At 62.1% G+C, this 13,944-nt stretch carries 13 protein-coding genes and 2 pseudogenes; 7 read left to right on the top strand and 8 right to left on the bottom strand.

Annotation, left to right across the window (positions count from 1 at the left end; translation table 11 throughout):
• Positions 1-356: 356 nt before the first annotated feature.
• The 3 genes and pseudogenes from PMI02_RS15205 to PMI02_RS15195 all read right to left on the bottom strand — a co-directional run bounded on the left by PMI02_RS15205 (position 357) and on the right by PMI02_RS15195 (position 3,043).
• Positions 357-986: a pyridoxamine 5'-phosphate oxidase family protein gene (locus PMI02_RS15205; RefSeq protein WP_007684347.1), complete on the bottom strand. Its 630-nt coding sequence runs from the start codon at positions 984-986 to the stop codon at positions 357-359.
• A gap of 64 nt (positions 987-1,050) precedes the next feature.
• Entirely contained in the window at positions 1,051-2,028 is a 978-nt protein-coding gene (locus PMI02_RS15200) for an alpha/beta fold hydrolase (protein ID WP_007684346.1), read from the bottom strand.
• A 135-nt stretch (positions 2,029-2,163) separates the two neighbouring features.
• A pseudogene (locus tag PMI02_RS15195) lies at positions 2,164-3,043 on the bottom strand (LysR family transcriptional regulator).
• A gap of 107 nt (positions 3,044-3,150) precedes the next feature.
• Here PMI02_RS15195 and PMI02_RS28400 point away from each other — a divergent pair.
• Positions 3,151-3,272: pseudogene (locus PMI02_RS28400) on the top strand (NAD-dependent dehydratase); the annotation flags it as partial.
• A gap of 134 nt (positions 3,273-3,406) precedes the next feature.
• Here the strand turns inward: PMI02_RS28400 and PMI02_RS15185 are convergent.
• The 3 genes from PMI02_RS15185 to PMI02_RS15180 form a co-directional block, all read right to left on the bottom strand.
• Entirely contained in the window at positions 3,407-4,951 is a 1,545-nt protein-coding gene (locus PMI02_RS15185; protein ID WP_007684343.1) for a cryptochrome/photolyase family protein, read from the bottom strand.
• Entirely contained in the window at positions 4,948-5,097 is a 150-nt protein-coding gene (locus PMI02_RS26455; protein WP_081496712.1) for a DUF2256 domain-containing protein, read from the bottom strand. Before PMI02_RS26455 ends, PMI02_RS15185 begins: the two co-directional genes overlap by 4 nt.
• A 282-nt stretch (positions 5,098-5,379) precedes the next feature.
• The gene (locus PMI02_RS15180) at positions 5,380-6,111 is read right to left on the bottom strand and encodes an SDR family oxidoreductase (protein ID WP_007684340.1); all 732 of its coding nucleotides are present in this window, start codon (positions 6,109-6,111) and stop codon (positions 5,380-5,382) included.
• A 154-nt stretch (positions 6,112-6,265) separates the two neighbouring features.
• Here PMI02_RS15180 and PMI02_RS15175 point away from each other — a divergent pair, with 154 nt between their 5' ends.
• Positions 6,266-7,195, top strand: a complete 930-nt coding sequence (locus PMI02_RS15175; protein ID WP_238539086.1) for an AraC family transcriptional regulator — start codon at positions 6,266-6,268, stop codon at positions 7,193-7,195.
• A 409-nt stretch (positions 7,196-7,604) separates the two neighbouring features.
• The gene (locus PMI02_RS15170) at positions 7,605-8,516 is read left to right on the top strand and encodes a histone deacetylase (protein ID WP_007684336.1); all 912 of its coding nucleotides are present in this window, start codon (positions 7,605-7,607) and stop codon (positions 8,514-8,516) included.
• A gap of 10 nt (positions 8,517-8,526) precedes the next feature.
• Here the strand turns inward: PMI02_RS15170 and PMI02_RS15165 are convergent, their stop codons facing one another.
• Entirely contained in the window at positions 8,527-8,778 is a 252-nt protein-coding gene (locus PMI02_RS15165; protein ID WP_007684334.1) for a hypothetical protein, read from the bottom strand.
• Positions 8,779-9,241: 463 nt separating this feature from the next.
• On the opposite strand from PMI02_RS15165, the gene poxB reads away from it, so the two are divergent.
• On the top strand, positions 9,242-10,990 hold the full coding sequence (poxB, locus tag PMI02_RS15160) for a ubiquinone-dependent pyruvate dehydrogenase (protein ID WP_007684333.1): 1,749 nt from the start codon (positions 9,242-9,244) through the stop codon (positions 10,988-10,990).
• A gap of 347 nt (positions 10,991-11,337) precedes the next feature.
• Positions 11,338-12,168 carry a 23S rRNA (adenine(2030)-N(6))-methyltransferase RlmJ gene (locus tag PMI02_RS15155; RefSeq protein WP_007684331.1) on the top strand — a complete coding sequence of 277 codons (831 nt, stop codon included), beginning with the start codon at positions 11,338-11,340 and terminating at the stop codon, positions 12,166-12,168.
• 160 nt (positions 12,169-12,328) lie between these two features.
• Here PMI02_RS15155 and PMI02_RS15150 read toward each other — a convergent pair whose 3' ends face one another.
• Positions 12,329-13,240 carry a LysR family transcriptional regulator gene (locus PMI02_RS15150; protein WP_007684329.1) on the bottom strand — a complete coding sequence of 304 codons (912 nt, stop codon included), beginning with the start codon at positions 13,238-13,240 and terminating at the stop codon, positions 12,329-12,331.
• Positions 13,241-13,336: 96 nt separating this feature from the next.
• On the opposite strand from PMI02_RS15150, the gene PMI02_RS15145 reads away from it, so the two are divergent.
• Positions 13,337-13,666, top strand: a complete 330-nt coding sequence (locus PMI02_RS15145; RefSeq protein ID WP_007684327.1) for a nuclear transport factor 2 family protein — start codon at positions 13,337-13,339, stop codon at positions 13,664-13,666.
• On the top strand, positions 13,663-13,944 hold a 282-nt coding region (locus PMI02_RS15140), incomplete at its 3' end, for an SDR family NAD(P)-dependent oxidoreductase (protein WP_007684325.1). The genes PMI02_RS15145 and PMI02_RS15140, both read left to right, overlap by 4 nt.

The raw sequence follows: 13,944 nt of genomic DNA, 5'->3' as shown, positions 1-13,944 counted from the left end.
GCCACGCCGTCCATCGGCGGCTGTCGTCCCACGCCCGTCACATGAACGAAGAAGCAGTTCCAGGGAGTGGAATTAGACCCGCGATCGTCAGGAATCAGGGCGGCAACTCAAGTAATTTTTCACCGCTTTCATCAACGCATCAGGCAGTTCGCGCGTTTACGTAGCGACCTTTCATGTCATGGGAGAACTGCCAGGACTATCAGACCTAGACCGAGGCGTACATGAAAGACACCCCTGGAACACGGGTCAAATCATTGGTGCTAAGCGTCCGCTCAGACCACGCGATGTCTGGGCCATACGCTTCTTTATCGACGACCATCATTGCCTGGGCGGCAAAGGCGGGCGCGAACTTTCCATCACGCTTCTCCCGGTTGCTCAAGCCGAAGGCGCGGCGCCTCGCTCTCGGCTTGCAGTTCGGCCATACGCTCTTGCAGCGGGCGTATTGCCTGTTCGATCTCCCGCTCGGTGAAGCGGGCGGTGATGTGCTGGGGGCAGTTCCAGTCAAATGCCTTTAGCCGGAACCGGAAGATGCGCTCGGGCCGCGCCTTGTAGCCACGGTCCATGACTAGTTCGGTCAGAGCCGGCTCTTCGTCAAGCGCCAGCTTGTCGACATGGGCGTAGATCTTGAGCCGCATGCGGCGGGGGTAGTCCATCAGGAACAGGGAGGCCCGGTCGTTTGCGGCCAGATTGCCGGTGCTGATGTACTGGCGGTTGCCGCGATAGTCGGCGAAGGCCAGTGTGCGTTCGTCGACCATCTTGAGGAATCCGGCAGGGCCGCCGCGGTGCTGGACATAAGGCCAGCCGTCTTCCGAGACAGAGCCCATGTAGAAGCTGTCGCGTGCGGCGATGAAGGCGGCCTCGATCGCGGTGAACCGGTCGAATTCGCGGTCTCCCTCGAAATGGGCCCACTGTCTGTCCGCGCCCATTTCCGCCTGCGCCTCGCGGACGCTGGGGGTCATGGCGATATCGAGAAATCCGTAAGACATGGCGAATCTTCCGATTTGACGCAAGATAGGCGGACGGGGCAGTTCGGCACCGCCCCGCCCAAGTTCAGCGCGGCGCGACCTTTCGGTCGAGGAAACCCCGAATCAGCGGCGCCATCTCGTCCAGCTTGTCCTCGAGGGCGAAATGCCCGGTATCGAGCATATGGAGTTTGGCCTCGGGCAGATCCCGCAGGTACGGATGCGCGCCGGATTCGGGGAAGATCTTGTCGTTCTTGCCCCACAGGATGATCGTCGGCGGCTTGCGCTCGCGGAAGAACTGCTGGAACTGCGGGTACAGCGGCACATTGGTGCGGTAGTCGTAGAACAGGTCGAGCTGGATATCGCTGTTGCCCGGCCGGTCGAGTAGCGCCTGGTCGTGAACCCAGTTGTCCGGGCTGATCCGCGACTCGTCACGGACGCCGTCGGTGTACTGGAACTTGGTCGCCTTGGGCGTCACCAGCCAGGCCTGCGCTGCCCGGTCCTTCGCCGAACCGCTTTTCCAGTAGGCCTTGATGGGGTCCCAGAACGCGCCGAGCCCTTCGTCATAGGCGTTGCCATTCTGGACGATCAGCCCGCTCACCCGCTCGGGGTGCTTGAGCGCCAGCCGGTAGCCCACGGGCGCGCCGTAATCCATGACGTACATCGCATAGCGCTGGGCACCGATCTGGCCCATCAGCGCATCGACTATGTCGGCATAGTGTCCGAAACCGTAAGCAAACTGCTTGTGATCGGGCGCGTCGCTCTCGCCGAAGCCGGGATAGTCCGGCGCGACGAGGTGATAGCGATCCGCCAGCAGCGGGATCAGGTTGCGGAACATGTGCGAGGACGTGGGGAAGCCGTGCAGCAACAGGACCACCGGACCATCGGCCGGACCCGCCTCGCGGTAGGCCATCTTCACGCCCTCGATGGTCGCGGTGCGGTAATGAACGGTCACCGGTGCCGCGCTGGACGCGATGCTCTGCTGCGCGGGAGCAGCCATTGCGGCGGTGGGAGAGGCGATGGCCGCGCCCGCGAGCATCAGGGACAGGATCAGTTGCTTGGTCATTTTTCCACCCTCGTCGAAACCGCTGAGCTATCTGCGTCAGCTTTAGGAGGGAGTATAATTCTTACTAAGCGAAGCGATAATTCGCCAAGTTTGAAAGTCATTGTTCCGATCGCTGGAATTATTGCGCAATGGCCGCTATTGAAGGCGCGCGTTGTTCCGCAGCGTTTCGACGGCGAGATCGACGAAAGCGCGCACTTTGGCGGTCGCGCGTTGGCCCTCGCCATGGACCACGTGTATCGGCATCGGGCTTTCCGCATGATCGTCGAGCACGGACTGGAGGCGGCCCTGCGCCAGCGCCGGATCGATCTGGTAGGACAGCACTCGGGTGATGCCCCAGCCCTGTTCGGCTGCGGCTATGGCGGCCTGGTTGGTGTTGCACAGCAAGCGCGGGTGAACGGTGACGCTAGTGCGTGAATCCGGGCCGAAATGCCACTCGGGCGAAACCCAGGCGCCGGTCGGCATGATGACACGGTGCTCGGCAAGATCGGCAGGGGATCGGGGAACCCCGTGCTTTGCGAAGTAGGAGGGCGCGCCGCAGATCATCCGGCGCACCCAGCCTACGCGCGTCGCGGTCAGGGCCTGACCGCGGCAGATTGCCGATCCTGATCGCGACATCGATCCCTTCCTCGACGATGTTCACGCTGCGGTCGAGGAACAGGCTCCTGCCGGTTACGCGGGGGTAGAGATCGAGGTAGTCCAGCAGGATCGGAAGCACATGCATCTGTCCGAACATGACCGGCGCGGTAACCACGAGCGTGCCTGCGGGGTTGCCGTGCGATCCCGCCGCCGAAGCCTCGGCCTCGGCGATATCGGCAAGGATCCGCCTGCAGTCGTCGAAATAGCGTTGCCCGGCCTCGGTCATCTTCACCGACCGGGTGGTTCGCGCAAGGAGCCGCACGCCGATCTCGTCTTCCAGATAGGATATCGCACGTGTGACCGCCGGCGGGCTGAGGTGCATTTGCCTTGCCGTCTCGGCGAAGCTCGCGGTTTCTGCCACCCGGACGAAAATCCTCATGGCTTGCCACCGATCCAATCCCAAATCCTCCGTCGATACAGCGCATCGGTGGAGATGGGCGGAAACAGCGCATGGGGTCAATGATTCCGATCCGATGCGGGCAAGAGACTGGCCGACCGATCGAGGTGGTTACGGACATGTCAAAAAGCCGGCGGCTCGATTTTACGGCATATCAGCCGACTGACGGGCCTTTTATGCGCTATTCGACCAGCTCCGCGCGGATCGTCTTGCGGCATATTGGGGAGACATGAGCGGACGTTCCGCACCTAAGGAGCCGAATTGGGTGGCTGAACGACCAACAAGTGTCGCCCCTGTCATTCGTAAATTCCGGCCCTGTGGAAGGCGGTGCGGTCATTCGCGCCATCAATACGACGCGCCGCCGTCTATATCGAGCCGGCGAAGGAACGCCGCCGCTTGGTCTAGGGTCGCCTGCTGATCCGCTTCCGATTGCCGATCCCAGGTGCGGTACGGCATCGCCAGTCGACGGTTGCCCTCCAGCTTATGCCGATGACGAGCAAGGAAATCCCAATAGAGTGCGTTGAACGGGCATGCGTCGTCGCCTATCCGCTCCTTGACGTTGTAGCGGCAGGTGCCGCAGTAATCCGACATCCGGTTGATGTAGGCGCCCGACGAGACATAGGGTTTTGATCCGAGCAGCCCGCCATCGCCGAACTGGCTCATACCCAGCGTATTGGGCAGTTCGACCCACTCATAGGCATCGAGATAGACTTCGAGATACCACAGGTGCACCTGCTTGGGATCGGCGCCGATCAGCAGCGCGAAATTCCCTGTCACCATTAACCGCTGGATATGGTGCGCATGCGCGGTCGCGAGCGTCTGCCCGATCGTTTCCGACAGACAGTGCATGTCGGTATCGCCGGTCCAGTACCAGTTCGGAAGCGCCCGGCCATGCTCCAGGAAGTTGCGATCGACATAGCCGGGGCCTTCGCGCCAGTAGATGCCGCGCATGTACTCGCGCCACCCGATGATCTGGCGGATATAGCCCTCGACCGAATTGAGCGGGGCGGCGCCGCTGCGATATGCGGCTTCGGCTCGCCGGCACAAGTCGAGCGGATCGAGCAGTCCCGAATTGATGTAGGGTGACAGGATCGAGTGCCAGAGGAACCGCTCGCCGGTCAGCATCGCGTCCTCGTAGTCGCCGAATTGCGGCAGCGCGCTCGCAAAAAAGCTGACGGCTTGTCGCTCGGCGTCCGCGGCGGTCACGGCATAGTCGAAGGCTTCCAAATCGCCGGGATGATCGCCGAACCGGTCGTTCACCAGCGCGATGACATCGCGGGTGACCTGGTCGGGCGTGAAACGGAGCGGACGCGGCATCAGCAGGTCGGCCTGCGCGGGCTTGCGATTGTCCTTGTCGAAGTTCCAGCGCTCGCCGACCGGCTTGCCATTGTCCATCAGAAGACCGGTCTTCCTCCGCATGTCGCGATAGAAGAACTCCATGGTCAGTTCGCGCCGCTCGCTCGCCCATGCATCGAACTCGCCGTGCGAGCACACGAATCGCGTATCCGGGCAGATCTCGACTGGCCGGCCGAACAGCGTCTCCCAGCTATCCAGCATGGCGGCGACGCGCCATTCTCCCGCTTCGGTGACGACAATCCGTTCCGGGTCGTGCCGCTGGATCGCGCGAGCAACCTCGCCCGTGAAATTGCCGCTGTTTTCAGGATCGTCCAGTCGCACGTAATCGACGCGCCATCCAGCTGTCTCGAGCGCCAGGGCATGATGCCGCATCGCAGAGAAGATGTAGGCGAGCTTGATCTTGTGGTGGCGAACATAGGTCGTCTCTTCGGCGACCTCCATCATCAGTACGACGGCATCGCCGGGCACTGCCGCGCGCAGCGACGAGAGATCGAGCGACAGTTGGTCGCCCAGCACGGGAACGAGCGTGGTCATGGCCGCTGCTTCACCCCCACGCCGCGGCAGCGCTGCGAGCAGAACTTGACCTCGTCCCAGTCACGGGCCCACTTCTTGCGCCATGCGAACGGCCGCTGGCAGGAGATGCATATCTTGGTCGGCAAGGTCAGCTTGTGATGCGGCATGTCATGCTAACGCACCAAAAGCCGATGGGAGCCAAATTGAACGGCCAACTCGGCGAGGCATTCGTGGGGAGCGAAACTCGAGCGCTGAGTGACCGGCGAGGTTCGGTGCGGATAAGCGCGGACGCCGCATCGTGCGCCATTTCAGACGGTCGGGCTCGTAGTAATAATTCGGGATTTTGCACCTTTTGGCCGCTGTTGAAGGCTTCGAGAAATCCACGCGCGCTCAGGACTCTGGCTCCATCCCGGTTACGGGGGGCAATATGCGAAAGCCCCCCATCTTCGTCAGATCGTTGACCGAACCGGCCGGACGATCAGCGTATTAACGTCCACATCCGCCGGCTGCTCGACCGCATAGGCGATGGCGCGCGCGATCGCGTCCGGAGTGAGCGCGATGGAGCGGAAATCGACCATTGCCTGCGCCGCTACCGGATCGGTGATGGTGTGGGCCAGTTCCGATTCCACGACGCCCGGCGCGATGATGGTGACGCGAATGTCGTCATGCTCCATGCGCAACGCCTCCGAGATGGCGCGCACTGCGTATTTTGTCGCGCTGTAGACGCCGCAGGTCGGCCACACGGCATAGCCGCCGATCGACGAAATGTTGACGAACTGGCCGCTGCCCTGGCCCTTGAAGCGAGGGAGGGCGGCGGCTATGCCGTGCAGGACTCCGCGGATGTTGACGTCGATCATCCGGTCCCATTCGTCAACCTTCAGGCTGTCGAAGCGCGACAGCGGCATCAGGCCCGCATTGTTGACCAGCACATCAACGCGGCCGTAGTCGGCCTCCGTCGCGGCGATGAACGCTTCGAAATCGTCGCGGTCGGTGACATCGAGCGACCGGAAGGCGACCGTGCCTCCCGCTGCGTTCAGTTCCTCCGCCAGCGCGGCGAGCCGGTCGGTGCGGCGTGCGCCCAGCATCAACTTCGCGCCACGCGCCGCCAGCAGCCGTGCCGTGCCTTCGCCGATGCCGCTGCTGGCGCCGGTAATCGCGATGACCTTACTTTCGATAGCCATGATAGTCACTCCTGTTCAGACGGACCGAACCATCGATCCGATGCCCCTAGATTGCGCGATCTCGTCGGGAGGAGGTAGAATAGTCATCCGCGATGATTGCACGATATTCCAGATTTCTGGCGTCGAGCTGGATCGATCGGTATCACTGCGTAAGATGATCGTACCTACCGCTCTGGGAGAAGCGCTGATGGTGCATCAAGAACTGGCTAGGCAGATTGCCCGATACGCCGAGCGCGACGGCATCATCGATACGCCCATCGCTCGACTCGCGTTGGTCCGCTCGGGCCAGGGTGGCGAGCCGGTGCATATGGTGCAGCGCCCGGCGCTGTGTATCATCGCGCAGGGCGGCAAGCGCGTGCTGCTTGGCGATGCGGTGATCGACTACGGCCCTGCCAGCTATCTCGTCGCCTCGCTCGACCTTCCCATTACAGGCGCTGTGACGCAGGCGAGCGTGGACGCGCCTTATCTCTGCTTCTGCCTCTATCTCGATCCCGCGCTACTGTCCGATATCGCGCTAACCCTCCCGCCCCTGCCGGCGGGTACAGAGGAGAGGGGCGGGATGACACTACACCCGATGACGCCTGAACTGATGGACGCGGCGACGCGGCTGACGGCGCTGCTCGGCGATCCGGTGACCGCGCCGCTGCTCGCGCCGCTGATCGAGCGGGAATTGCTGGTGCGGCTGATGACGGGGCCGGGCGGGGGCGTCCTGCGCGCGATAGCCAGCGGCGAAAGCCGCACTAGCCAACTCGCCCAAGCGATCACCTGGCTCAAGGCCCATTTCCGCGAACCATTTAGCGGGCCGCACCTTGCCGCCCTCGCCGGCATGAGCCTGTCGAGCTTCCATGACCATTTCCGCCGCGCCACCGCCATGACCCCGCTGCAATATCAAAAGCAGCTGCGGTTGCAGGAAGCGCGGGCGCTGATGCTAGCCGACCGGCTTGACGCGGCAGAGGCGGGCTTCCGCGTCGGCTACGACAGTCCCTCCCAGTTCAGCCGCGAATATCGCCGCCTCTTCGGGGCCCCGCCCGTCCGCGACATGGGGCGGTTAAGGGCGACGCCGCAGATGGCTATGGCGATTTGAAGGGGGGCGAGGCGGAGTTCGGTCCTATACGCGGCGACGATACTTGCCGAGCTGTGATCCGCTTCGTTAACGGGGGCATTGGCGCGCTTGAAGAGTGCCAAAGACTGTAGCGACAACACTCGCTGCTCGTCGTCGCCTGCAGCATAGGGTCCGCTCCCTGAGCATTGTGAACCGTCCACATCTTATGTCCCCCTTCGCGCGACAATTCGGGTGCGACATCGCGACCGGCGAGAGAATGTTCGGGTTCATACGCTAGAGAACAAAGCCTCGCTGCCCTCACAGCGAGCGGCTTCTGCCGATGGCGCTACGACCTGAGCCTCCATTGCTGAAGCCCCCGGGTGAAATCGTCAGGCCATAAACTCAGCAATGCTGCTCGACCTGTGTGCCTAGGGGTTCTACCTGCAAGGCCATGCTGCACGTCGTCCATCATCCCGGGTATGTGGTCGAAACCGAGCGCGGGGGCACTTTCCCGCATGACAAGTATGCGCTGGTCATGCGTGTGCTGGACGAAAGTGGCGTCGCAATGACGGTCCATTCACCCGAAGTCATGCCGCGAGAATGGCTCGAGGCTGTCCACGAGCCGGCCTATGTCGACGAAGTCATCAGTTGCTCGGTGTCGGCGGCCAAGCAGCGGCGGATTGGCTTTGTGATTGACGAGCGGATCTCCCGGCGATCGCAACTCTCCCCTGGTGGAACATGGCTCGCGGCGAAGCTGGCGCTGCAGTACGGATATGCTGCGAATTCCGCCGGCGGTAGCCACCATGCCCTGGCCGATTCCGGCGCGGGCTATTGCGTATTCAATGATCTGGCGCTCGCCGCCAACAGGCTGATCGACGAGGGCGATGTCTCGCGCATCCTGATCCTCGATCTCGACGTGCACCAGGGCGATGGAACTGCAGCCCTGACTGCAGGACGCAGCGACATCTTCACGCTTTCCATTCATGCCGAGAAGAACTTCCCCACACGCAAGGCGCGCTCTTCACTGGATATCGGACTGCCCGATGCGACGGACGACGCCGGCTATCTGGAAGCGTTGACCGGATCGCTGCGCCCTGTCCTCGATCATTTCATGCCGGAACTGATCCTCCTGCAGGCAGGCGTCGATGCCCATGCGGACGACAAGCTTGGCCGGCTGTCCTTGACCGACGAGGGCCTTGCGGACCGCGATTGCTTTGTGGCGACAGAGGCGAAGCGGCGCGGCATTCCATTGGCAAGCACGCTGGGCGGTGGCTATGGCGCGGACCGCGAAGCCGTGGCCTTGCGGCATGCGCGCACGATCCTCGCCCTTTCCGCCACGATTAACGCGAGGGGCGCCGCCTAATCGCGCGAACTCATTGGTCCGCCTTCCTCTCGGCATTGAGGCGCTCGACGAGTTTTTCGATTTCGTCGGGATTGAGAACCCAGGTGCGGGTTTTGCGGCCTTCGCGGAACACAGGCTGCGTCAGCAGGATGCGCGCCTGCTCCTTGGCGAAAAGCTTGAAGAGCGAGAAGTGCATCACGCATTCGAGCAGTAATCCGATTACTGGCGTCTTGCCATCCAGATCGATCAGCGTCGCGGGCTGGTCCCAGGGAATGTTCATCATAAGGGCGCGCCTATCGCGGGTCATGACGAATGCAAAGGCCGAATACCTTCACCCCACTATCTCCAAAAGCCACGAGCGCGTATCGTCCGGAGGGTCGACCGGCAGTCTCGTATCGTTCGAAGGCTGATAACCGTATAGATCAACAAGAGATAGCTACCCTGCCAAAACCGGACGGTCCGCAGCTTGGCGAGGAAAATGGGAGCTGAGGTCCTGCATGGGTCGGCTCGCTCACAGAAGCACTACGGCAGGCGACGCCTTAACAGGCCGCGCCATACATCCAAAACATGGTGCCTCGTGCGCGTTTCCGGGATTTCGAAATGCCATATCGCTCGCGGCTGCGCCATTGCGCAAATTATGGTTGCTTGACTGCATCTCTTGCATCTCGAACGTCGCTAAGCGCGTTTGCCTCCCGGCCATACTCAGTTGAAAGATACTCGGTACTGCCGTCGCTCGGAGAAATGACATGTCCAAGACCACCATTGCAGACTTGTTCGCCGAAACCCTCCACCTGGCAGGGGTGGAGCGCATCTATGGTGTGGTCGGTGACAGCCTCAATGGCCTGACCGATAGCCTGCGACGGCAGGGGAAGATCGAATGGGTGCATGTCCGCAATGAGGAAGCCGCCGCGTTCGCTGCCGGCGCGGAGGCGCAACTGACCGGGAAACTGGCCGTCTGTGCCGGCTCGTGCGGGCCGGGCAATATGCATCTCATCAACGGGCTATATGACTGCAACCGCACGCGTGTGCCTGTGCTGGCCATTGCGGCGCAGGTGCCCAGCGCAGAGATCGGTTCCAACTATTTCCAGGAAACACGGCCGGAGGCCTTGTTCCGCGAATGCAGCGTGTATTGCGAGACCATCTCGAATGGCGACCAGATGCCCCGAACGCTCGACACGGCGATCCGCTCGGCGGTCGGTCATCGCGGCGTCTCCGTTGTCGCGATCCCGGGCGATGTCGCGCTGCTCCCGGCCGGCGGACAGCTTGCCCGTGCGGCGAGCGCGTTGTTGCCGCAACCGGCGGTGGTCGTCCCGTCACCGGATGATCTCGAACGGCTGGCCGCGCTGCTCAACGGGGCAGGGCGTGTCACCATTCTTGCCGGACGGGGCTGCCGCATGGCGCATGCGGCGCTGGTGACTCTCGCCGAACGCCTTCAGGCTCCGGTCGTCCATGCGCTGGGCGGCAAGGAGTTCGTGGAATACGACAATCCCTATGACGTCGGCATGACGGGCCTAATCGGTTTTTCCAGCGGCTATGACGCGATGATGGGATGCGACACGCTGCTGATGCTCGGCACGGACTTTCCCTATCGCCAATTCTATCCGACGAAAGCCAAGGTCGCCCAGATCGACCTGCGGCCGGAGAATCTGGGGCGGCGGACGGGCATCGACATCGGGCTGGTCGGAGATGTCGGACCGACGATCCAAGCGCTGCTGCCAATGCTGACGGAAGGCCGGGCCAGCGTATTTTTGGAGAAAGCCCGGGCCAATTATGCCGATGCCCGTAAGGGTCTCGATGACCTTGCCTATGGGAAGGCAGGCAGCGGCGTAATTCACCCGCAGCACGTGGCTCGTGTCATCAGCGAACAGGCAGATGACGACGCTGTCTTTGCCTGCGACGTCGGTACGCCGACCATCTGGGCGGCGCGTTACCTGAAGATGAATGGCCGACGCCGTCTGATCGGGTCGTTCAATCACGGCTCGATGGCCAACGCGCTGCCGCAGGCGATCGGCGCGCAGTCGGCTTACCCTGGCCGACAGGTGGTAACCTTGTCCGGCGACGGTGGGCTGGCGATGCTGATGGGCGAACTGCTGACCCTCCGGCAACTGGGGCTGCCAATTAAAATCATCGTCTTCAACAATGGCACATTGGGTTTTGTCGAGATGGAGATGAAGGCAGCAGGATTGATCGAAACCGGCGTCTCGCTCGACAACCCCGATTTTGCCGGGATGGCGCGATCAATCGGCATGCATGGCGTGCGTGTCACCGATCCCGGTCAGGTCGACGCCGGCGTCAGGGAAGTCTTGTCCCATCCGGGGCCTGCCTTGCTCGACGCTGTCACGGCAAGGACGGAACTGTCCATGCCCCCCAAGATCACGCTCGAGCAGGTCAGGGGCTTCACATTGTACATGGCCAAGGCAATCATCAGCGGTCGCGGCAATGAGGTGATCGAGCTTGGGAAAACCAACGCCGGGTTACTGGGGCGGCTGCTATAATCGGTGACAGGTGGAGGGTAATCGAACCCTCTCCCTTCGTTATGATTCGGGGCGATTCGAAAATCGATCCTGCAATCTCATATGGGGCAAGCTATATCGCGCTCGCACTTTGCCCTGACGGATTCCGTGCGCAGCGCCCAATACTGTCGGCGGCTGGGAAGCGGCACCCGGCCGATGAGCGTCTGAGAAGGGTCGTTCATTTCCGCCCCACCCTATCCGGGCACCGAATTCGTTGCTCCGCCTGACTCTCGGCTTTCGCACCCAGCGATACCGGCACAGCCATAAATTCGCTTTGCAGAAGGTCCAGCAGCTTGTGTATGGGCAGATCGTCAGAATTTTGAATCACGATGAATTATCGCCATTCCTTCCATGCCGGCAATAGCGCCGACGTCGTAAAGCACACCCTCCTGATCGCCTTGGTGTCGGCCTTGCAGCGCAAGCAGGGCGGGCTGACCCTGATCGACACCCATGCCGGCTGCGGGCTGTACGACCTTGGCAGCGACGAAGCCAAACGCACCGGCGAGGCCACGCGGGGCGTGCTGCAGGCCATTGCCGATCCCAACCCCTTGCTGGATGACTACCGCGCCGCTGTGCAGGCGGTGAATGTGGGGGGCGAACCGCACCTTTACCCCGGCTCGCCGCAGATTCTGGCGCAACTTTTGCGCCCGCAGGACTTCCTGATTCTTAACGAGAAGCACCCGGAAGACGCTTACATCCTGCGGGGTGTGATGCGGGGCAGCAGCGCGGCGGTGCATGAACGCGACGCCTACGAACTTTGGCTGGCTATGTTGCCGCCGCGCACCGCGCGCGGCGTGGTGGTGGTCGACCCGCCCTACGAGCAGCCAGACGAGCGCGCGCGCATAACCGCGACCCTCGCCGCCGCTCACCGCAAATGGGCGCACGGTGTGACGGTGATCTGGTTTCCGCTGAAAGACCGCGCCACGCATTGGCGGTGGATGGAGCAGTTATGCAAGCTCGGCATCCCGAAATTGCTGCGAGTGGAACATTGGCTTTACGATAGCGAGCAACCGGGCATCTATAACGGCGCAGGCCTCTTTATCGTCAATGCGCCCTACGCTTTCACGCAGATGCTGCCGCCATTGTTGGAAGCTTTGCGCGCGGCGTTAGCGCCCGAAGGACATAAGGGCGAAATTATATCCGATTGGTTGAGCGACTGAGGTAAACGCTGTCCCGCCCTGCTCCCAGAGGGGGATTGCCGCGCTTCGCCGGTCTTTCAGATGAGCCCCCGTGGCTTGTTGCTTATGGCAGATCTGTCGAGGGGCACTGTAAGCGGATTTTCGGCGAGGCCCGTCCATTAAGGGCATCCAATCCACAGTCTCAAGGCAGTGTGAGCCGCCCGGTGGCGAAGTCGCGCGCGAGCGCGATAAAGGCCTGGAAGGCTGCAGAGGGATTGCGTCGATTGGAATAATAGAGGCACAGCGGCACAAGCGGCGGCGTCCAGTCTTCGAGAATGCGCACGAGCCGGCCCGCTGCGATGTCGTCGCGTACATCGGCTTCCATGAAATAGCCGATGCCCAAGCCGTTCATCACCGCAATCCGGGTAAGGGAGGCTTCATCGAGGGTGATCGGGCCTTCAACGTCGAGCTGCAGTTCCTCGCCGCCCTTCTCGAACCGCCATCGGAACAATGCGCCATTGGGGAGCCGCACACGAACGCAAGGGTAAGTGAGCAGTTCGTGGGGCACTTGGGGGATCGCCGTGCTTTCGAAAAGAGCAGGGGATGCGGCAACGGCCATGCGTCGCATCTGAGCCAGTGGTATGGCGATCGCGTCGCTTGGCACCAGATCCGCGCTGCGCACTCCCAGATCGAAGCCCGCCGCCACAACGTCAACAAGCCGTCCCTCAGTGACGAGGTCGATGTGAACCTGTGGATAGCGCTGCAGATAGCTCACGACCAAGGGCGCCATTATCTCTCGCGCAGCCGTTGCGAAGGCATTGATGCGCAGGGTGCCGGACGGCGTCTCCTGCTGGGAGCGCGCCGTGTTCATCGCTTTTTGGATGTCCTCAAGCGCCGATTTGATCTGTATGACGAAGGTCCGCCCCGCGTCGGTGAGCGAGACGCTGCGGGTGGTGCGATTGAATAGTCGCACGCCCAGCTCCCGCTCGAGTTTGCCGACTGCATTGCTGATGGCCGTGGTCGACATGCCGAGATCGATCGCCGCTGCTCGAAATGAGCCGCATAGAACGATGGCAAGAACCGCTTCGAGCTCGATCAGCGAATGGCGAGGCATTATCCCGTTATCCGTAACACGCTATGCCGTTTTAACTCGATTATCAGGTGATAAGTCCATCGCTAAATAGGCCTCGTCACCGTCGAGGAGATAATCATGTCAGTGGACCTACCCCAGCCGATAGCCGAATATATCGAAGCAAACGCCCGTCTCGATATCGACGGCATGTTGATGCCCTTCCTGCGCGACGCGGTCTTCATCGATAACGGCAAGCATTTCGAGGGAGAGGCGGCGATCCGGTTGCTGTTCGAGGAAGAAGTGATCCCGGTGAAGGCCATCTTCACGCCCGATACTGTTCGGGAAGAAAACGGAGCTGTCGTCGTCGAAGGTCCTGCGCATGGTGACTTCCCGGGCAGCCCGCTCCGTTTCACTTATTGTTTTACGCTGATGCACGGCGCCATCAAAACCCTGGAGACCACGGTATGAACAGCAATGCTGACCCCATTGAGTTCGCCGGCAAGCGCGTCCTCGTCAGCGGTGGAACCAAGGGTCTGGGCCGCGCGACGGTCGAGCGCTTCCTAGCCGGGGGAGCCCGTGTCGTTACAGCGGCGCGCGCGATCAGGGATCCCATCGAGGGGGTTCAATATGTCCAGGCAGACCTGACGACTGCGGAGGGCGGCGAAGCGCTGGCCAAGGCCGCGCTGGAGCGGCTGGGCGGCATCGATATTCTTGCCCATGTTGTGGGTGGCTCGGCTTCGCCCGCC

Source organism: Novosphingobium sp. AP12 (genome assembly GCF_000281975.1).
GTDB lineage: Bacteria > Pseudomonadota > Alphaproteobacteria > Sphingomonadales > Sphingomonadaceae > Novosphingobium.
This window is presented reverse-complemented; position numbering and strand designations above follow the sequence as displayed.